17 protein-coding genes are annotated in these 18,733 nt (G+C 72.1%); 5 read left to right on the forward strand and 12 right to left on the reverse strand.

The window, feature by feature from the left end:
* Position 1: 1 nt before the first annotated feature.
* The 5 genes from ACRX5S_RS18840 to ACRX5S_RS18860 form a co-directional block, all read right to left on the reverse strand.
* On the reverse strand, positions 2–1,609 hold the full coding sequence (locus tag ACRX5S_RS18840) for a uroporphyrinogen-III synthase (protein ID WP_436774142.1): 1,608 nt from the start codon (positions 1,607–1,609) through the stop codon (positions 2–4).
* Complete coding sequence (gene hemC, locus ACRX5S_RS18845) at positions 1,606–2,580, reverse strand: hydroxymethylbilane synthase (protein ID WP_436774143.1); 975 nt, start codon at positions 2,578–2,580, stop codon at positions 1,606–1,608. Before hemC ends, ACRX5S_RS18840 begins: the two co-directional genes overlap by 4 nt.
* The gene (locus tag ACRX5S_RS18850; RefSeq protein WP_436774144.1) at positions 2,577–3,965 is read right to left on the reverse strand and encodes a glutamyl-tRNA reductase; all 1,389 of its coding nucleotides are present in this window, start codon (positions 3,963–3,965) and stop codon (positions 2,577–2,579) included. Before ACRX5S_RS18850 ends, hemC begins: the two co-directional genes overlap by 4 nt.
* A 37-nt stretch (positions 3,966–4,002) precedes the next feature.
* Positions 4,003–4,764 carry a redox-sensing transcriptional repressor Rex gene (locus tag ACRX5S_RS18855; protein ID WP_436774145.1) on the reverse strand — a complete coding sequence of 254 codons (762 nt, stop codon included), beginning with the start codon at positions 4,762–4,764 and terminating at the stop codon, positions 4,003–4,005.
* 161 nt (positions 4,765–4,925) lie between these two features.
* Entirely contained in the window at positions 4,926–5,207 is a 282-nt protein-coding gene (locus ACRX5S_RS18860) for a glutaredoxin family protein (protein WP_436774146.1), read from the reverse strand.
* 167 nt (positions 5,208–5,374) lie between these two features.
* Between ACRX5S_RS18860 and ACRX5S_RS18865 the strand changes: the two genes are divergently transcribed.
* The 3 genes from ACRX5S_RS18865 to ACRX5S_RS18875 all read left to right on the forward strand — a co-directional run bounded on the left by ACRX5S_RS18865 (position 5,375) and on the right by ACRX5S_RS18875 (position 9,143).
* Complete coding sequence (locus ACRX5S_RS18865) at positions 5,375–6,304, forward strand: HAD family hydrolase (protein ID WP_436774147.1); 930 nt, start codon at positions 5,375–5,377, stop codon at positions 6,302–6,304.
* Between the two features lie 642 nt (positions 6,305–6,946).
* Complete coding sequence (locus ACRX5S_RS18870) at positions 6,947–7,720, forward strand: ECF subfamily RNA polymerase sigma factor, BldN family (RefSeq protein WP_436774148.1); 774 nt, start codon at positions 6,947–6,949, stop codon at positions 7,718–7,720.
* Between the two features lie 145 nt (positions 7,721–7,865).
* The gene (locus tag ACRX5S_RS18875) at positions 7,866–9,143 is read left to right on the forward strand and encodes a DUF5667 domain-containing protein (RefSeq protein ID WP_436774149.1); all 1,278 of its coding nucleotides are present in this window, start codon (positions 7,866–7,868) and stop codon (positions 9,141–9,143) included.
* 161 nt (positions 9,144–9,304) lie between these two features.
* Here ACRX5S_RS18875 and ACRX5S_RS18880 read toward each other — a convergent pair whose 3' ends face one another.
* The 7 genes from ACRX5S_RS18880 to ACRX5S_RS18910 all read right to left on the reverse strand — a co-directional run bounded on the left by ACRX5S_RS18880 (position 9,305) and on the right by ACRX5S_RS18910 (position 16,321).
* Complete coding sequence (locus tag ACRX5S_RS18880) at positions 9,305–10,477, reverse strand: lysophospholipid acyltransferase family protein (RefSeq protein WP_436774150.1); 1,173 nt, start codon at positions 10,475–10,477, stop codon at positions 9,305–9,307.
* The gene (locus ACRX5S_RS18885) at positions 10,470–11,534 is read right to left on the reverse strand and encodes an NAD-dependent epimerase/dehydratase family protein (RefSeq protein ID WP_436774151.1); all 1,065 of its coding nucleotides are present in this window, start codon (positions 11,532–11,534) and stop codon (positions 10,470–10,472) included. Before ACRX5S_RS18885 ends, ACRX5S_RS18880 begins: the two co-directional genes overlap by 8 nt.
* Before the next feature lie 533 nt (positions 11,535–12,067).
* A complete protein-coding gene (locus ACRX5S_RS18890) occupies positions 12,068–12,250 on the reverse strand; it encodes a 30S ribosomal protein bS22 (protein WP_436774394.1) in 183 nt (60 codons plus the stop codon).
* Between the two features lie 204 nt (positions 12,251–12,454).
* A complete protein-coding gene (locus ACRX5S_RS18895; protein WP_358350004.1) occupies positions 12,455–12,658 on the reverse strand; it encodes a helix-turn-helix domain-containing protein in 204 nt (67 codons plus the stop codon).
* A 148-nt stretch (positions 12,659–12,806) separates the two neighbouring features.
* Positions 12,807–13,625, reverse strand: coding sequence for a phosphatase (locus tag ACRX5S_RS18900; protein WP_436774152.1), 819 nt, complete (start codon positions 13,623–13,625; stop codon positions 12,807–12,809).
* A 71-nt stretch (positions 13,626–13,696) separates the two neighbouring features.
* The gene (locus ACRX5S_RS18905) at positions 13,697–14,884 is read right to left on the reverse strand and encodes an acetoin utilization protein AcuC (protein ID WP_436774153.1); all 1,188 of its coding nucleotides are present in this window, start codon (positions 14,882–14,884) and stop codon (positions 13,697–13,699) included.
* Between the two features lie 9 nt (positions 14,885–14,893).
* Positions 14,894–16,321, reverse strand: coding sequence for an MFS transporter (locus ACRX5S_RS18910; RefSeq protein ID WP_436774154.1), 1,428 nt, complete (start codon positions 16,319–16,321; stop codon positions 14,894–14,896).
* Positions 16,322–16,558: 237 nt separating this feature from the next.
* On the opposite strand from ACRX5S_RS18910, the gene ACRX5S_RS18915 reads away from it, so the two are divergent.
* Positions 16,559–17,065 (forward strand): cupin domain-containing protein, encoded by a 507-nt coding sequence (locus ACRX5S_RS18915; protein WP_436774155.1) that lies wholly within the window; start codon positions 16,559–16,561, stop codon positions 17,063–17,065.
* A 107-nt stretch (positions 17,066–17,172) separates the two neighbouring features.
* Positions 17,173–18,666: an MFS transporter gene (locus ACRX5S_RS18920; protein ID WP_436774156.1), complete on the forward strand. Its 1,494-nt coding sequence runs from the start codon at positions 17,173–17,175 to the stop codon at positions 18,664–18,666.
* Positions 18,667–18,733: the final 67 nt, after the last annotated feature.

Raw genomic sequence — 18,733 nt, forward strand, 5'->3', positions numbered from 1 at the left:
ACTACTTCGCCTTCCTCCGCGACCCGGGACGGCGCTCGCTGGGCTTGGTCACCGGTTCGCCTGCTTCGATGAGTGAGGCGCGGCGGGCCGCGCCGAATTCCGCGAGGGCCTCGGCGAGCGCGGCGACCGACGGCTCCGGGGCCATCACGTCGACCCGCAGGCCGTGCTCCTCCGCGGTCTTGGCGGTCGCCGAGCCGATGCACGCGATGACCGTCACCGCGTGCGGCTTCCCGGCGATGCCGACCAGGTTGCGGACCGTCGAGGACGACGTGAAGAGCACCGCGTCGAAGCCGCCGCCCTTGATCGCCTCGCGCGTGTCCGCGGGCGGGGGCGCCGCCCGGACGGTGCGGTACGCCGTGACGTCGTCGACCTCCCAGCCGAGCTCCACCAGACCCGCGACCAGTGTCTCGGTGGCGATGTCGGCGCGCGGCAGGAACACCCGGTCGATCGGGTCGAAGACCGGGTCGTACGGCGGCCAGTCCTCCAGCAGCCCGGCCGCGGACTGCTCGCCCGACGGCACCAGGTCCGGCTTCACGCCGAACTCGATGAGCGCCTGCGCGGTCTGCTCGCCGACCGCCGCGACCTTGATGCCCGCGAATGCGCGTGCGTCGAGCCCGTACTCCTCGAAGCGCTCGCGCACCGCCTTGACCGCGTTGGTCGACGTGAACGCCACCCACTCGTAGCGTCCGGTGACCAGGCCCTTGATGGCCCGTTCCATCTGCTGCGGGGTGCGCGGCGGCTCTACCGCGATGGTCGGCACCTCGTGCGGCACGGCGCCGTACGAGCGCAACTGCTCGGACAGCGAGGCCGACTGCTCCTTGGTGCGCGGCACCAGGACCCGCCAGCCGAAGAGCGGCTTGGTCTCGAACCACGACAGGGTGTCCCGCTGGCCCACGACGTCGCCGACGACTATGACGGCCGGGAGCGTGACGCGCGCGGCCTTGAGGTCGGCGGCGACCGAGGCCAGCGTCGAGCAGATGGTGCGCTGCTCGGTCGTGGTGCCCTGGGTCGTCACCGCCACCGGGGTGGCCGGCTTGCGTCCGCCCGCGACCAGCTCCTGCGCGATCTCGGCGATCTGGTCCACCGCGCCGCGCAGCACGAGCGTGCCGTCGGTCGCGCCGACGGTCGCCCAGTCGACGGACGGCTCCGCGGTGTCGAGCACGCGTACGCCGCCGCCCGCGCGCGGGCCGGTCAGCGGCACACCGGCGTACGCCGGGACCGCGGTCGAGACCGGGACGCCCGGCACGACCTCGAACGGCACCTTCGCCTTGGCGACGGCGGTGATCTCGTCCACGACGCCCTGGTCCACGACCGGGTCGCCGTCCACCGTGCGCACCACGATGCGTCCGGCCCGGGCCGCCGTGACGATCAGCTTCGCCCGTCCGGCGGCCGCCAGCGGCTCGCCGTCCTCGGCGCCCGCGGGGTCGACGACCTCGACGTCGGCACGGCAGTGGAACAGCACCTGGGCCCGCGTGGCCGCGTCGGCGACGACGACGTCGGCCTCGGCCAGCACCTCCACGGCGCGCAGGGTCAGGAGTCGGGGATCGCCGGGGCCCGCACCGACGAAGGTGACGGTTCCGCTGGGCTTCTTCTTCGCTCTGGGGCTCAAGGGACGCGCTCCCCCATAAGACCGGCGGCACCCCGGGCAAGCATCTCCTTGGCCAGCTCTCGGCCTAGGGACGCCGCCTCGTCCAGGGGTCCGGTGGCGGACAACCGCACGCTGTGGGATCCGTCGCCGTTGGCGACGACCGCCCGCAGGTACAGCTCGGTGACCTCCTCGCCGTCGGACTCTCCCACGGACACGTCCGCGAGAGCGCCCACCGGGGCCGAGCAACCGGCCTCCAGTTCGGCGAGCAGCATGCGCTCGGCGAGCGCGGCGGCCCGGGTGTCCGGGTCGTCGAGCACGGCGAGCAGTTCGGCGAGTGCGGGGTCCGAGGACGTGCACTCGACGGCCAGCGCCCCCTGGCCGGGGGCGGGCAGCATTTGGAGCGGGTCGAGGACCTCGGTGGCCTCGTCCGCGCGGCCCAGGCGGGCCAGGCCCGCCCTGGCGAGGACGACCGCGTCGAGCTCGCCGGAGGTGACGTACCCGATGCGGGTGTCGACGTTGCCGCGGATCGGCACGATCTCGTGGCCGAGGCCGAGCGCCCGCAACTGCGCGGCCCGGCGCGGCGATCCGGTGCCGATGCGCGAGCCGGCGGGCAGCTCGCCCAGCGTCAGGCCGTCGCGCGCCACCAGGGCGTCGCGCGGATCCTGCCGCGGCGGCACCGCGGCCAGCACGAACTCGTCGGGCGTCGCGGTCGGCAGGTCCTTGAGCGAGTGCACCGCGAAGTCGATGCTCCCGTCCAGCAGCGCGTCGCGCAGCGCGGAGACGAAGACGCCCGTGCCGCCGATCTGCGCCAGGTGCTCGCGCGAGGTGTCGCCGTACGTGGTGATCTCCACCAGCTCGACCTGACGCCCGGTCAGCTTGGTGAGCTGCTCGGCCACGTGACCGGACTGGGCCATGGCGAGCGCGCTGCGGCGTGTGCCCAGACGCAGCGCCGGCCGGGTCCCCGCGCCGCCGTCGGTTCGCTCGTCGGTCATGCGGCACCCGCCTCTCCCGCGGAGGCGCCGGACGAGAGGTCCGCGTCGAGCACCTGGGCGACGTCCATCTCGGTGTCCGTGCCGACGTCGGCACGGCTGACCGCGGCCATCGGGCCGGGGCCGAGGTCGAACAGCGTGCGCAGCGCCTCGGCGTACGACGCGCCGCCGGGCTCGCCCGCGAGCTGCTTCACCCGCACCGTCGGCGCGTGCAGCAGCTTGTCCACGATGCGGCGGATGGTCTGCTCGACCTCGCCGCGCTCCTTCGGGTCCAGCTCGGGGGTGCGCCCGGCCAGGCGCTCCAGCTCGGCCCGCACCACGTCGGCCGCCATCGCGCGTAGAGCGACCACGGTCGGGGTCACCGCCTGCGCGCGCTGCGCGGCGGCGAACTCGGCCACCTCGTCGCCGACCAGGCGCCGCACGGCGTCGACGTCGGCGGTGCCGTGCGCGCCGGAGCCGACGTCCGCGAGCAGTTCGAGGTCGATCAGGTGCACGCCGTCCATGTCGCGCACGCGCGCGTCGACGTCGCGCGGCAGCGCCAGGTCGATCAGCACCAGCGGGCGGTCGACGCCGCGCTCGCGGCGTGCGTCGAGGACCGCTTCGATGTCGGCGGCGGAGACCACCAGGCCGGTCGCGCCGGTGCACGAGATCACCAGGTCGGCGGAGGTCAGCGCGTCCTGGAGGGCGGCCATCGGGACGGCGCGGCCGCCGACCTGGTCGGCCAGGTGCTCGGCGCGCTCGTACGTGCGGTTCGTGATGAGGATCGTGCCGGCGCCCTGCCGCTGGAGCGTGGCCGCGGCGAGCGCGCTCATCGACCCGGCGCCCACCACGAGCGCGCGACCACCGGCCACGTGCCCGCCGACCAGCTCGGCCTGTTCGAGGCCGACGGTCACCAGCGACTGGCCCGCGCGGTCGATGTCGGTCTCGCTGTGCGCGCGCTTGCCGACCCGCAGCGCCTGCTGCACGAGGTCGTTGAGGATGCGGCCCGCCGTGTCGTACTCCTGGGCGAGCGCAAGGGAGGTCTTGAGCTGGCCGAGGATCTGGCCTTCACCGACCACCATCGAGTCGAGCCCGCAGGCCACCGAGAAGAGGTGGTGGACCGCACGCTCCTCGTAGTGCACGTACAGGTGCGGGGTCAGCTCTTCGAGGGGTACGCCGGTGTGCCGGGCCAGCAGCCCGGACAGGTCGGAGACGCCGCCGTGGAACCGGTCGACGTCGGCGTACAGCTCGACGCGGTTGCACGTCGACAGCAGGAACGCCTCGGCGACCGGCTCCGCGGCGGCCATGTCCTGGAGCAGCTTGGCCTGCCCGTCGCCGGCCACGGCGACGCGCTCCAACAGGCTGACCGGGGCCGTGCGGTGGCTGAGCCCCACCACGAGGACGCTCATGCCTCCCCCCGGCAACAGACGTACGTGCTCCGCGCGTTCACGCCGGCATCACCTCGGGCAGGTCGCCGCCCACGTCGCCCGCCTCGGAGGCGGCGGCGCCGGGTGCGGCGGGGGGAAGGTTGGGGGCGGCGCCGTCGCTGGTGGACTTGCGCTGCTCGTGGAAGGCCAGGATCTGGAGCTCTATGGAGAGATCGACCTTGCGCACGTCGACGCCCTCGGGAACGGAGAGGACGGTCGGCGCGAAGTTCAGGATGCTCGTGATCCCGGCCGCGACAAGGCGGTCACAGACCCCCTGCGCGGCGGGCGCGGGCGTGGTGATGACCCCGATGGAGACGCGGTCGTCGCGCACGATCTGCTCCAGGTCGTCCATGTGCCGCACGACCATTCCGGCTATGCGCTGGCCGGCCACCGCGCGGTCGGCGTCCAGGAGCGCCGCGACCCGGAAGCCGCGGGACGCGAACCCGCCGTAGTTGGCGAGCGCGTGGCCCAGGTTGCCGATGCCGATGATGGCGACGGGCCAGTCCTGCGTCAGGCCGAGCTCGCGGGAGATCTGGTAGACGAGGTACTCGACGTCGTAGCCGACGCCGCGCGTGCCGTACGAACCCAGGTACGACAGGTCCTTGCGCAGCTTCGCGGAATTGACCCCGGCGGCGGCGGCGAGTTCCTCGGACGACACGGTCGGGACACCGCGCTCCGAGAGCGCGCTCAGCGCCCGGAGGTACAGAGGGAGCCGCGCCACCGTCGCCTCGGGAATACCGCGTCCCCGGTGCGCCGGTCGCTCGGTACGGCCTGTAGCCACGGTGCTCCTGTGGGTGGGACCTGCGGTTTCGGAATGCCAGGTTAGGCTTTTGTGAACGTGTGCACAAAGCTGGTGTCCGTTTTGTGCACCTGCCGTGACATGCATCACGCGACGGTTCCCGCGAAGTCCTGTGAAGTCGATCACAACTGGTTACCCGTTGGTCACGCCAGGGCAGCGCGCAGTCGCCGTTCGTCGACCCGCCAGAAATCGTGCTGGCGTCCGTCGACGAAGGTGACCGGGATCTGCTCGCGGTACTCCTCCTCCAGATTCGCGTCGGTCGTGATGTCCACCTCCTCGAACGACACGCCCAACTCGCCGGTGACCCGCACGATCACCTCGCGCGCGTCGTCGCACAGGTGGCAGCCCGGGCGGCTCAGCAGGGTCACCCGGCGCTCGGACGGGGTCGGCGGTGCGGCGGACGTCCGCCGTCGGAAGAGGCTCACCCTTCGATTGTGCTCCGTCCGGCGACCGGATCCGCCGCGCGTTCGCCTGCCGCTCACGTACCGGTTCCGCGGCGGGCACCTCGCGATCGAAAGCATTACGCGAGCTTGACGACAGACAGCCACGCGGCCGCCACACAGTCGCAACGCAAGGCCGTTACGCTCGCGATATGGCGCTGCTGCGACGGAGTGTCCGAAATGTTTCCCTGACGCGCGCCGTCACGGCCGGCGAGGCCGCGGCGGCGGCCGCGCACGCCTCCGCGCACCCCGACGCCGCCCGCGCCATAACGCCGCAGTCTGCGGACGCCGCCGAAACGGACCAACCGGTCGTCCTCGGCGCGGCGTTCTTCGACCTGGACAACACCGTGATGCGCGGCGCGTCGATCTTCCACCTCGCGCGCGGCCTGTACGCCCGGCGGTTCTTCGACAAGCGCGACATCGCCCGCTTCGGCTGGCAGCAGGCCCGATTCCGGCTGGGCGGCGAGCACATGGGCCACGTGGGCGACGCGCAGGAGACCGCGCTGTCGTTCGTCAAGGGCCACTCGATCGAGGAAGTCACCGCGCTGGGCGAGGAGATCTTCGACGAGTACATGGCCGACAAGATCTGGCCGGGCACGCGGGCGCTCGCGCAGATGCACCTGGACGCCGACCGCCAGGTCTGGCTGGTCACCGCGGCGCCGATCGAGATCGCCACCACCATCGCCGACCGCCTCGGCCTCACCGGCGCGCTGGGCACCGTCTCCGAGACGTGCGACGGCGTCTACACCGGGCGCCTGGTCGGCGAGTTGCTGCACGGCGAGGCCAAAGCCGAGGCGGTACGCGGGCTCGCCGCACACGAGAAGCTCGACCTCGCGGACTGCTCGGCGTACAGCGACTCGTCGAACGACATCCCCATGCTGTCCCTTGTCGGGGACCCCTGCGCGGTCAACCCGGACACCAAACTCCGCCGCCACGCCCGCGAACACGGCTGGCGCGTCAAGGACTACCGCACCGGCCGCAAAGCCGCCAGGATCGGCATCCCCGCCGCCGCCGGCCTGGGCGCCGTAGCCGGAGCCCTCGCAGCCGGCACCGCTGTCCGCCGCCGAACCGCCCTCGGCTGACCGAGACACCCCACCCTCGCCGGCACCCACCGACAACGCGTACCGCGACGCGGCGAGAGCGACGGCACCCAACACCGCGACCGAATTCGGTCCCGCCTCGCCGCGTTCGGCACCGCAACCGCGAGCGAGCGCGCCTCCGCGCAGCCGCACGACACCGAACTCCCGACGCATGTCCTCGACCGCGCCCCGACAGCCCACGCACCTGATGCTCCGGCGCCTCGCAGACCGGCCGCCCATCCTCCGGAAGGCCGGTGGCGAGCGCGGGGTGCGGGGAGCTGCGGCCGCTGCCGTGACCGGCTACGTACGACCCAACTCCGCGACCCCGTCGCCCCGTCCGTGCCTCCTGTCCTCGCTCGCGCGGTCCGCCGGAGGCGGGGGCGCTGTCCTGACACGCCCAACACGCGGAGATGTGCGGCTTATAGCACTCGGCGCTCATGACGTCCCGGGAATGGCCCAAACAGCACACTTCGGCTGGCCATGCGGGTAGCTTCGCATCGCCGATGAGCACACTTGGTATCCCTTCCTTTACTAAGCGTTATTCTCGATCGGCGCACAGCAGTCCCCAATGTCCCTACGATGGGTGACTGTTCCCGCACAGTAAGTCATGACGCCGATGATGATGCCGACGCGACAGGGAGTCCCGTGCACCGAATCGTCCGGGTTGACGTGACCGGGCTGGCGACGCTTCGGGCGGCGGTGGTCGCCGCGCTCGACCCCTGGCCCAACGACCTCGTGCTCGCCGCCGTCGCGGACACCGGCCCGACCCGCGAGCGCACGTTCGTGGCCGGGCGGGCCGCCCGCACCGGCACCACCGAACCGGCCCGCCCGGCCCGTGGCTCGTCCGGCTACGGCACCGCCCGCGAGGGCGAGGCGGGCCGCATCATGGCCCTGGTCGAACTCGCCCAGGACGGCGACGGCGAGGCGTTCGCCCAGTTGTACGACAACTACCTCGACACCGTGTACCGCTACATCTACTACCGGGTCGGCGGCCGGGCCATCGCCGAGGACCTCACCAGCGAGACCTTCCTGCGCGCCCTGCGCCGCATCGGCACGTTCACCTGGCAGGGCCGCGACTTCGGCGCCTGGCTCGTGACCATCGCGCGCAACCTCGTCGCCGACCACTTCAAGTCCAGCCGGTTCCGCCTCGAAGTGACCACCGGCGAGATGCTCGACGCCAACGAGGTCGAGGCCAGCCCCGAGGACTGCGTGCTCGAATCGCTGTCCAACGCCGCCCTGCTCGACGCGGTGCGCCGGCTCAATCCCCAGCAGCAGGAGTGCGTGACCCTGCGCTTCCTGCAAGGCCTGTCCGTCGCGGAGACCGCCCGCATCATGGGCAAGAACGAGGGCGCCATCAAGACGCTCCAATACCGCGCCGTGCGCACACTCGCCAGACTCCTCCCGGAGGACGTGCGGTGAATCACACTTCCGTAACCCCCGGGGGCCCCGGCTCGTTCTCCCAGATAGCGCGCCCCTCGGGGGCGCGGCGTGGCGGGGAGCCGACTCACGGCCCCCGACCCGTAGACGTCCCTGGACGGGCATCCGGGGAGAGGAGGTGCGGCCCGTGAGCATCGCGGTTGTGGACCGGCGACGTGTATTGGCCTTCGCCGAGGCACTGGACCGGCCGGAACAGATGGGATCCGGCCCCGCGCCGAGCCGGGGGGCGACCCACGGGGACGGCCAGGGGGACGAGGTGGTCGCCGCCGCGCTGCGGACCGCGGCCATGCTGTGCGACGAGGGGGCGGCAGGCCCCGTTCCGACCGCCGACTTCCGGGCGGCGCTGCGCGGCAGACTGCTGGAGGAGGCGTCCGCCCTCCCGGCGGCGGCATCCGTCCCCGCGCCGCGCGGCGCGCACCGGCGGCCCGCCCCCGTTCCGAAGCCCCGCGCCGTGCGCTGGCGGCGGCGGTGCGCGGTGGCCGCCACCGCGCTGGTCGTGACGGCAGGCGGCCTGGGCGGTATCGCGGTGGCGAGCTCCGACGCGCTGCCCGGCGACATGACGTACGGCGTCAAGCGCACCGTCGAGGACATCAAGATGTCGATGGCGGGCTCCGACCGGGAGCGCGGCGAGCGCTACCTCGAACAGGCCCGTACCCGGCTGTCCGAGGCGGAGCGCCTGCTCGACCGCGAAGGCGGCGGGGCGATCGACAAGGGCACCATCGGCCACCTGCGCGGCGTGCTCGACGACGCGCGGGAGGAGACGGCGCACGGGCGTGCGCTGCTGACCGAGTCGTACGAGTCGTCCGACCAGACCAAGATCGGCCCGATGAAGGACCTCGCGGACTTCGCGCGGTCCGGCACCGAACGCATGGAGCGCATGGCCGACCGGCTCCCCGGCGAGGTCGCCGCCGAGCGCGACATGGTCTGGCAGTTGCTGTACGACATCCACAAGCAGGTCTCGCCGATCCCGGGCGCGCTCGCCCCCGACGACGCGGACGACATCGAGGCGGCCCTTCCGGCCGGTCCCGGCAAGCGCAACCCGACGGGTCCCGCCGGTCCGGCGGCCCCGGGCGGGCGGCCGCAACCGCCGGTGGCGCTCCCGGACGTCGCCGGGATCATTCCACCCGCGATCGGCCAGGCCCCGGCCAACGCGCCGGGCAGCGGGGCGTCCCCCGCGCCGGCCGCGACGTCGACGGCCGGTCTGCTGCCGCAGGTCAACGTGCCGCTGCTGGCCCCGACGCGGACCGACTCGGGCTCGCCCTCGCAGAGCCCGAGCCCGCTGGGCCTCGACGTCCCGGCTCCGGTGCTGCCGCCGGTCGGACTGAACGTCCCGCCGCTGCTGCCCGGGCTGCCGGGCATCGGCATCACCATCGGCGGCGCGCCGCAGACCCCGGACGAGGAGTAGCCCGCCGAGCGGGCGGCCGCATCCGGCAGTCGTCCCGGGAAGCGCACGGCGCAAACGGCGGTGCCCCGGTCTTCGCGACCGGGGCACCGCCGTTTGCGCATGTCTTGAGCAGCTTCATGAACAGCTTCGTGAACAGCTCATGAACAGCTTCGTGAGCAGTTTCAGAAGAACACCGAGCGCCGCTGCATCAGGATCCGGTAGATCGTGTGCTGGATCGTCTCCCGCACCTCGTCCGTCAGGTTGAACACCACCATCGGGTCGTCGGCCGTCTGCGACGGGTAGGCGTCCGTGCGGATCTGCTCGCCGAACTCGATGTGCCAGCGCGTCGGCAGCGGCAACAGACCGAGCGGCCCGAGCAGCGGGAACGTCGGCGTCACCGGGAAGTACGGCACGCCCAGCAGCCGGGCGAGCGTCCGGACGTTCCCGATCATGGGGTACGTCTCTTCGGCCCCCACGATCGAGCACGGCACGATCGGCACCCCGGTGCGCAGCGCGGACGACACGAACCCGCCGCGTCCGAACCGCTGGAGCTTGTACCGGTCCTTGAACGGCTTGCCGAGCCCCTTGTAGCCCTCCGGCCAGACCCCCACCAACTCGCCCTGCGACAGCAGCCGTTCGGCGTCGGCGGGATGCGCGAGCGTGTGCCCGCTCTTGCGCGCGACCTGCCCCACCAGCGGCAACTGGAACACCAGGTCGGCGGCCAGCAGCCGCAGGTCGCGCGACTCGGGGTGGTGGTCGTGCACCGCGACCTGGGTCATGAGCGCGTCGAGCGGCAGCGTCCCGGAGTGGTTGGCGACGATGAGCGCGCCGCCCTTGTCCGGGATGTTCTCCAGGCCGCGTACCTCGACGCGGAAGTACTTCTCGTAAAGCGGCCGCAGCAGCGACATGACCAGCGCGTCGGTCAGCTCCTCGTCGAAGCCGAACTCGTCCACCTCGTAGTCGCCGGTGATGCGCCTCCGGACGAAGGCCAGCCGGTCGGCGGCCTTGTCCTCCCAGCCCGGCCCCGCGAGCCCGTCCGCCAGTCCGCGCGCGGCACCGCCGACCAGCCCGCCCAGCGCACCCGCCAGTGCGCCGAGGCCGGTGCCGGCGGTGCCGCCGTCGCGGCGGGCGGACGCGTCGCCGCCCGGCTCGGGGACCGCGCCGATCGAGCGGACCCGGGCGCGGTCGCCGGTGGGTCCTGCCTTGCGGCGCTCGCGCACCGGGATGTCGTCCTCGTACGCCTCGCTCGCCGCCACCCCCGGGCGCGGCACGCGGTTCTGCCGACGGGGCCCCCGCCCGGCCGACCCCCGCGAGCCACCGGATCCGTCGAACGGAATGATCCGGGCGTCACCCATCGGGACTCCTTCTGGTGAGCAGTAGCGACGCGATGCGGTCCGGTACGGCGCCGATGCGCTCCGGGTCGAGCAGGCCGCGCAGCCCGCGGCCGCGCGCGAAGTCCTCGAACGTCTCCGCGGTGGTGCGCCGGGGCGCGAACCCCAGGCGCTCGCGCGCCCGGGTCGTGTCCACCACGCGCCCGTGGGTCAGCAACCGGACCTGCTCCGCGGACAGGTTGACCGACGCGATCCCGCGCAGCCCCTGGCTCACCGCCCCGATCGCGGGCGACGGCACCGGCACCACCGGCCGCCCCAGCCGCCGGGCGGCCTGCGACAGCAGAAGGACGCCGTCCGCGGCGATGTTGTACGTGCCGGGCTCCCCCGCCGCCATCGCCACCCGCAGCGCGTCGAGCGCGTCCTCCTCGTGCAGGAACTGGAGCCGCGGGTCGTAGCCGAGCACCGTGGGCAGCAGCGGCAGACCGAAGTAGTCGGCCATCGGCGAGTCCACGACCGGGCCGAGGATCGGCGCGAACCGCAGGACGGTCACCGGCACATCGGGGCGGCGCCGGGCGAATCCGCGTACGTACCCCTCGACTTCGACGGCGTCCTTGGCCCACCCGGAGGTCGGCGGTACGCGCGGCTCCATGTCCTCTTCGAAGATCGCCGGGTCGCGCGGCGAGGCGCCGTACACCGCGGTCGTCGAGCGCACCACGAGGTTGCGCACCGACGGCGCCTTCTGGCACGCGGCGAGGAGCTGCATCGTGCCGATGACGTTGGTCTCCTTGGCCGACGTCGAGGTCCCGGCGTACCCGCTCGGCGGCGTCTCCGCGGGGCTGAGGTGCACGACGGTGTCGACCGAGGCCTGCGCGACCACCTTGGCGATCATCGGATTGCGGATGTCGGCGTGCACGAACTCCACGCCGTCCAGCTCGTGCCGCGGCTCGACCGCGTCGACGCCGATCACCCGCTCGACGCCGGGCGCGCGCAGGATCATGCGCGCGTAGCGGCTGCCGAGGTCCCGGGTCACGCCGGTCACCAGCACGACCCGGCTCACCGCGCCGCTCGTCGGACCGCTCATCGGCCCCTCACCCCCGATCACCCCGCTCTGGTGCGATTCAACCTAGTAGCCGCCGGGGCCCGCGGCGGCCAGGCGCAGCAGGGTTAACCAGTCGTTCACACTGTACGGGCGAGCAAAAACCATCGACTGGCGGAGTGCGCGTGCGCCCGGCGGGCATGCCCGGCGCGTGTACCCGTCGCGTGTAGCCCGGCACGGTTGCCTGCCGTGTGTGCCCGGCGGGCGTGCCTGCCGCATGTACCCGGCGCGTGTGCCCGGCGGGCGTGCCTGCCGCGTGTACCCGGCGCGTGTGCAGCCCGGCGCGGTTGCCTGCCGTGCCCGGTGCGTGTGCCCGGCGCGTGTGCGGTCCGCCGCCGTCTTTCCGCTCCCGCGGAACGCGACAGGCCGCCGCCTCGCGCCGTGACGGCGGGGCGGCGGCCTGTCCCGAAGCCGCGTCCTGAAACCCCGCGTGCACGGGGAGCGCAGTTGCCGGGGTCGCATCCGCGACAGCGGAGGACCTCCGAAGCACGGCAAGACAACGCGCAGGTCGGCGTCGGCTACTTCTTGTTGCGACGCTGAACGCGCGTCCTCTTCAGCAGCTTGCGGTGCTTCTTCTTCGCCATGCGCTTACGACGCTTCTTGATGACAGAGCCCACGGAAACCTCGCTCACATGTACATACGGACGACCCCGCCTGCGCGGAGAGAACGGATCGCCCCTCGCGCGAGCGCGGGGGCGCATTCCACTGCGCGGAGCCGAGTCAGCCCGCACGTCTGGCCCTAGCCTACTCGCCGTTCCCGGGCGCACCGAAATGAGGAGCCCTCGGACGTGTGAGCGCGCTGTTCGGCAGTCGTCCTCGGCAGTGCCCGGGCGCACATCGTGCCAGGCGGGCGCCCGGGGCCGGCGGACTGCCGTACTCCGGTCGTGGGGCGCGCCTGCGCGGCGTTACGCGGTCTCTACGTACGAGTCCCGCAAATAGTCGTGGACAGCCTGCTCCGGAACCCGGAAGGACCGTCCGACCCTGATGGCGGGCATCTCGCCACTGTGCACCAGCCGGTACACGGTCATCTTGGACACCCGCATCACCGCAGCCACCTCGGCCACGGTCAGAAAATTGACCTCGTTCAGAGGCCTATCCGCAGAAGCCATGCCGCACCTGAACCATTCAGCACGCGACGGGCACCGGCTTCCCCTCCGGTGACATCCACACGCACGTGCGTCCTTTCAGGGTAGTGGCGTGTGGTACCAGTGGGGAAGAGGAGGAGTTATCCGGCCCGTTTCGCCCATCCGGCTTGTTTCAGGACAGTCCCGCCCTATCCAGTACGTACGCCAGCAACGGGCGGTACAGGTGGGGCTGGACGTTGTCGTCGAGGGGAACCGCCGCCACCACCCTGCCCTCCTCCGCGCCGACGAAAAGCGCGGGGTCGTTGCAGTCCGCGAAGCCGATCGCGTCGACGCCGGCCTGGCCCGCCCCGCCCGCCCAGCCGTGGTCGCCGACGACGAGGTCCGGGAGGTAGCCGCCCCCGTCCACGATGCTCGCGAGCATGGCCCGTATCGGCCGCGCGGAGTGGGTGTGGCGGGGCTCCCCGACGTCGTCCACGACGACGGCCACCGGGCCGCGGTAGTCGATCGAGCGGGCTTTGGCGCCCTCGGAGGCGGGCGTCTTGTAGGTCCAGTCGCGCGCGGGACGCAGGAGCGTACACCCGGCCTCGCGGAGGGCGCGCGCCAGCGCCCGGTAGTAGTCGAGCAGCCCGTCCGGGTGACCTGTCGCGACGACGACGCGCTCGCGGCGGCGGGCGGCGAGGGCGAGACGGTCGGCGTACTCGTCCAGGGCCGCGATCGTGAGGTCCGGGTCGATGGTGTCCTGGCCGTTGAGGTGGGCCGGGTCGGCCACGACTCCGCAACGGCGGACCATGAGCGCGAGGACGTCGTCCGGCGTCCAGGTGCCGTCCGGTTCGAGGCCGAAGAGGTACGCCGGGTGCCGCTCGCTCATGAGGCGGAAGTGCCGCAGGTTGTTCTCGCGCGGCGTGGCGACGTCCCCGGCGATCCGGGCGCGCACCAGGTGGGCGCGCAGTTGCCCGCGGTCCGGGACTTTGCCGTTGCTCGCTTCCGTCACGTCCACCTGCCGTTTCGTCGTGGTGTGCGCCAGGTCCAGAACTCGGGATCGGTCGTATGTGGTCCCGGGGATCAGATGTCGAACAACGGTTCGATCCCGTGGGCCGGGAAGACCGCGCGGCGGGTCGCCAGCACCGCCTGGTCGAGCCGGTCGGCGGGGTCGTAGCCCTCGGAGAACGGCCGGAAGGCGGGGGTGCCGCCGTCGGTCATGCGGTACGGGCCCTGGTCGCCGGTCATGATGCGCACCTGCTCGCGCCACTCGAACGGCAGTTCCGACTCCGGCGCGATGGGCGCGTGCGCCGCCTCGGCGACGAGATGCGTCCAGGTGCGCGGGACCACGTCGGTGGCCGCGTACCCGCCTCCGCCGGTGGCGATCCAACGTCCCTCGCAGTACCGGTGCGCGAGGTCGTGTAGCGCGACGGCGGCGAGGCGCTGGGCGTCGACGGTCAGCGCGAGGTGCGCGAGCGGGTCCTCGACGTGGGTGTCCGCGCCGTGCTGCGTGACGATCACCTGCGGCCGGAACGCCTCGACCAGCGGCGGCACGACGGCGTCGAACGCACGCAGCCACTTGGCGTCGGCGACGCCGGGCGGGAGGGCGACGTTGACGGCGTACCCATCGGCGTCGGGTCCGCCGGTCTCGTCGGGGAAGCCGGTGCCGGGATAGAGGAAGCGCGGGCTCTCGTGCAGCGAAATGGTCAGCACGCGCGGGTCGTTCCAGAACGCGGTCTGCACGCCGTCGCCGTGGTGGACGTCGATGTCGACGTACGCGACGCGCTCGGCGCCGAGTTCGAGGAGGCGGGCGATCGCGAGGGCGGCGTCGTTGTAGACGCAGAACCCGGCGGCCGCGCCCGGCATCGCGTGGTGCAGGCCGCCCGCGAAGTTGACGGCGTGCGGGGCCTCGCCGCTCCAGACGGCGTCGGCGGCGGCGAGCGAACCGCCCGCGATGAGCGCCGACGCGTCGTGCATGCCGCGGAACGCGGGGGTGTCGTCGGTGCCGAGGCCGCACGAGAGGTCGGCGCAGGACGGGTCCGCGCCTGCCGCGCGTACCGCGGCGATGTAGTCGGCGGAGTGCACGAGCCGCAGTTGCTCGTCGGTGGCGGCGGCGGGCGCGACGACGTCCAGACCGTCTGCGGCGTCGAGGCCGTACGCCCGGATCAGGTCGATGGTGAGCTGCAACCTGATCGGCTTCATGGGGTGCCAGGAGCCGAAGTCGTACCCGGTCATCCGGTCGTCCCAAAGGAGTTGTACGGCGCGGCTCATGGCTGGAGGCTACCGCCCGGACCCCGTCGTGCGTCCGCTGCCGTGACCTGCTTCACCCTGGGGCGCGAACGCGCGCGCCAGCGGGAGGATCGCGAGGACGAGAACCAGCGGCACCGCCATCGCGGCGCGGAAGCCGGCGAGATCGCCGACCACGCCGACGAGCGGGGTGCCGACGAGGAAGCCCGCGTAGTTGAAGAGGTTGAGGCGGGCGATCGCGGTGTCGCGGTCGTCCGGGCTGGTCTCCGCCCCGGCGGCGAAGGTCTGCGGGACGAGGACGCTGATGCCGAGCCCGAGCACGGTGAATCCGGCCAGCGCGACGCCGGGATTCGGAGCCGCCACGACGGCGGCGAACCCGGCGGCGGCGGTGAGCGCCCCGGCGCGGACGACGGGGAGCGGGCCCCAGCGGCGGACGCCGAGGTCGCCGAGGCTGCGGCCGAGGAGGGCGGTGACCATATAGACGAGGTACGGGAGGGCCGTGTTGTCGTCCATGTCCTGGGCCTTCTCGGCGTAGACGGCGCCCCAGGAGGAGACGGCGGAGTCGCCGATGTAGACGAAGGCCATGACGGCGCAGAGGGGGAGGACGGTGCGCCAGGGGAGGGTGGGGGCGGTGTTCGTGGGGTTCTCGGTCGTCGGGTTCTCGGCTGGCGGGTTCTCGGTTGTTGGATTCGCGGCCGGCGGGTTCTCGGCCGGCGGCGTCTCCGATGTCGGCTTCTCGGCCGGCGGGTTCTCGGTCGGCGGCGTCTCGGTTGCCGGCGTTTCGGTTGCGGACGTCTCCGTTCCCGCCGGTGTCCGGGTGGCCGCCGTCGGGAGGTAGTGGCGGCCGATGAGCAGCGCGGCGGGGGCGGTGATCGCGGCGCTCAGGGCGTACATGACGACGAGCGCGACGTCCTTGTGGTCGGCGAACGTGGCGAGGCCCGCCCCGGCGATGCCGCCGAGGCTCCACGCGGCGTGGAAACCGTTCATCACGCTGCGGCCCTGGCGTGCCTGGATGCCGACGGCCTGCATGTTCATGGTCGCGTCGACGGCGCCGAGGGCGAGCGCGAACACGACCAGTACGGCGGCGAGTTGCCACACCTCGTCGCCCGCGCCGACACCGAGGACGGACGCGCAGACGACGGGCTGGGCGGTGCGCAGGACGTGGTGGCTGCCGTACCGCGCGGCGAGCTTCTCGGCGAGCAGGCTGCCGACGCCGGCGACGATCGGGACGAGGGACAGGACGACCGTCAGGCCGCCGTCGCCGAGGCCGTAGCGGTCCTGGATGGCCGGGACCCGGGTGACGAGGACGGCGAAGGACGCGCCTTGGATGAGGAAGCAGGCGAGGAGGGCGATCCGGGCCCGGCGTACGGCCTCGGGGGTGGGGTCGGGGTCGCGTGCCGGTCCGGGGTCGGGCTCGGGCGAGCCCTGGGATTCCGGGTCGCGCGGTTCGGTGGCCTGCATGGGGCGGGACGTTACTGGCGAGTTGGCATGAGGGCGAGACGCACGGACGATCTTTTGCCGGACGTTGATCGCGCGGTGCTCGTGGGGCGCTCGCAGGTGCCTCTCATCCAGCAGATTGACCCACAGAATCTCACTTCAAATGAACCATTCAATGGGTCTTTCACTTCCGTAGATTCTTTCCTGTCAGCACCGGACGGACCGGCCGAAACCCTGGTCCACCTGCACAGGAGCAACGCCATGAACACCTCCGCGAACACCCCCGACGCGTCCCCCGTCCTCGTCCGCGCCGACAACGCCGAGGAGATCCAGGACGGCGCGACCAGCCTCATCACCCTGCTCGCCGACGCGGGCGCGACGGGCGGGGCGCTGACCGCCAACAAGGCGACGTTCCAAAAGGGCTCGCCGGGCGCGCCCGCGCACTTCCACACGAAGGCCACGGAGATGTTCTTCGTCCTGGAGGGGACGATGCGGATCCTGGTGCGGGACGAGGTCATGCTGCTCGGCAAGGGCGACTTCCTGACCGTCCCGCCGACCGCTCCGCACGCGTTCGCCCCGGCGCCGGGCAGCGAGGCCGAGATGCTCGTGGTGTTCACGCCGGGTCTGCACCGCTTCGACTACTACCGCCTGCTGGAGCGCGTGTACCGCGGCGAGGCCACGGTGCAGGACATCCGCGACAGCTCGGAGCTGTACGACAACCACTACTTCGAGAGCCCGGTGTGGCAGAAGGCCCTCACCGAGCGCTGAGCCGGGCGTTGCCTCGCTCTTCCGGGTGCTGCGGCCGCGTGGGACGACCGCGCGGTCCCCCGTACCACTCCCCCGCACTCCCCTCCTCGCGGAAAGCAGGCTTCGCCATGCCCGCAACCCGAACGCTCACCGCCGATGCCGAATTCGAGGCCGATTTCGAGGCCGACGCCCCGCCGCCACGCCGGCGCCTCGGACTGACCCTGGCCTTGCTGGCGTTCGCCCAGCTCATCATCTCGATCGACTACAACATCGTGTACGTCGCGCTGCCGGAGATCGGGTACGGACTCGGCTTCTCGGCGCAGAACCTGCAATGGGTGATCAGCGCGTACGCGGTCGCCTTCGGCGGCTTCCTCCTGCTCGGTGGGCGAGCAAGCGATCTCTTCGGCCCACGCCGGATGTTCGCCCTGGGCCTGGCCCTCTACGCGGCCTCGTCACTGCTGGGCGGGTTGGCCACGTCCCCGGGAACTCTGATCGCGGCCCGCGCAGTTCAGGGCATCGGCGGAGCGTTCCTCTTCCCGGCAACCCTCACGTTGGTCTCCACAAGCTTCGCCGAGGGGCGGGAGCGTAACCGGGCGTTCGCAGTCTGGGGAACAGCGGGCGGCAGCGGAATGATCCTCGGCTCGCTGCTCGGCGGAGTACTGACGGACGCGTTCGGCTGGGAGTCGGTCTTCTACGTCAACGTCCCGCTGGCAGGGGCGGCCGCAGTTCTTGCGTTCTGGCTGATCTCCCCCGACTCGCCCCGCACCAAAGCCCGTTCGTTCGACTTGTTGGGCGCCCTCACGTCGACAGTCGGCGTAACAGCCGTAGTCTTCGCCCTCGTCCAAGGTCCGGAATCAGGCTGGACGTCGCCGCCTGTCGTGGCCGCTGCAATCACCGGTGCCCTCCTGCTCGCCGCCTTCATCATGCTCGAACGACGCAGCCCCGACCCCCTGTTGCCCCTCCGTCTCTTCCGCAACCGCAACCTGGGCGTAGGCGCCACGGTCACGTTCCTGTTCATGGGCAGCTTCGGCACGTTGCTGTACTTCCTGACGGTCTACTTCCAGGGCGTACACGGCTACGACGCACTCACCACCGGACTGGCCTTCCTGGTCCCCATGGTGGCCATCGCCATCGGCTCACAGTCAGCAGGACGTCTTGCCACGCGGTACGGCATCCGCCCAATCCTGGCCCTGTCGCTCGTGATCGGCGGAGCCGGAGCGGCAATCCTCGGCGCCACCATGGCAGTTGACGCCTCGTACGCTGCACTGATTCCAGGTCTGATCATCATGGGGGTCGGCCAAGGAGCCGCCTACACCCTGATGTTCGGCGCGGCGGCGGTAGGGGTCCAGGCGGAGGACCAGGGCATCGCGTCCGGAGTAGCGTCCACCAGCCAACAAATCGGCGGCGCGGTAGGCCTGGCGCTGCTAGTCGCCGTCGCCAACTCAGGTCTCGAAGGCCTGAACGACGAGGCCCTACGCGCAGCAACCACAGACGGCCTGCGCACCGCAGTCTTCATAGCCGCAGCAGGGATAGTCGCAACGGCCATGACAGCCCTAGCCCTCCGCAAACCCTCCGGAGAGACGGTGAAGGACCACCCACCGAACCAAAGCCCCATCCAGTAGCCCCCGTACAGCTACGGCACAAAGCGCTGCGTCGCCCAGAATGTCAAGGCGACGCAGCGCTTTCGCA

The organism is Yinghuangia sp. YIM S09857, from assembly GCF_051388915.1.
GTDB lineage: Bacteria > Actinomycetota > Actinomycetes > Streptomycetales > Streptomycetaceae > Yinghuangia.

What these genes read in the sequence shown, in the direction of transcription:
- ACRX5S_RS18920 (WP_436774156.1), top strand. Translation starts at nt 17,173, where the DNA reads ATGCCCGCAACCCGAACGCTCACCGCCGATGCCGAATTCGAGGCCGAT.
- ACRX5S_RS18890 (WP_436774394.1), bottom strand. Translation starts at nt 12,250, where the DNA reads ATGCGCCCCCGCGCTCGCGCGAGGGGCGATCCGTTCTCTCCGCGCAGG.
- ACRX5S_RS18880 (WP_436774150.1), bottom strand. Translation starts at nt 10,477, where the DNA reads ATGGGTGACGCCCGGATCATTCCGTTCGACGGATCCGGTGGCTCGCGG.
- ACRX5S_RS18865 (WP_436774147.1), top strand. Translation starts at nt 5,375, where the DNA reads ATGGCGCTGCTGCGACGGAGTGTCCGAAATGTTTCCCTGACGCGCGCC.
- ACRX5S_RS18895 (WP_358350004.1), bottom strand. Translation starts at nt 12,658, where the DNA reads ATGGCTTCTGCGGATAGGCCTCTGAACGAGGTCAATTTTCTGACCGTG.
- ACRX5S_RS18910 (WP_436774154.1), bottom strand. Translation starts at nt 16,321, where the DNA reads ATGCAGGCCACCGAACCGCGCGACCCGGAATCCCAGGGCTCGCCCGAG.
- hemC (WP_436774143.1), bottom strand. Translation starts at nt 2,580, where the DNA reads ATGACCGACGAGCGAACCGACGGCGGCGCGGGGACCCGGCCGGCGCTG.
- ACRX5S_RS18915 (WP_436774155.1), top strand. Translation starts at nt 16,559, where the DNA reads ATGAACACCTCCGCGAACACCCCCGACGCGTCCCCCGTCCTCGTCCGC.
- ACRX5S_RS18850 (WP_436774144.1), bottom strand. Translation starts at nt 3,965, where the DNA reads ATGAGCGTCCTCGTGGTGGGGCTCAGCCACCGCACGGCCCCGGTCAGC.
- ACRX5S_RS18885 (WP_436774151.1), bottom strand. Translation starts at nt 11,534, where the DNA reads ATGAGCGGTCCGACGAGCGGCGCGGTGAGCCGGGTCGTGCTGGTGACC.
- ACRX5S_RS18905 (WP_436774153.1), bottom strand. Translation starts at nt 14,884, where the DNA reads ATGAGCCGCGCCGTACAACTCCTTTGGGACGACCGGATGACCGGGTAC.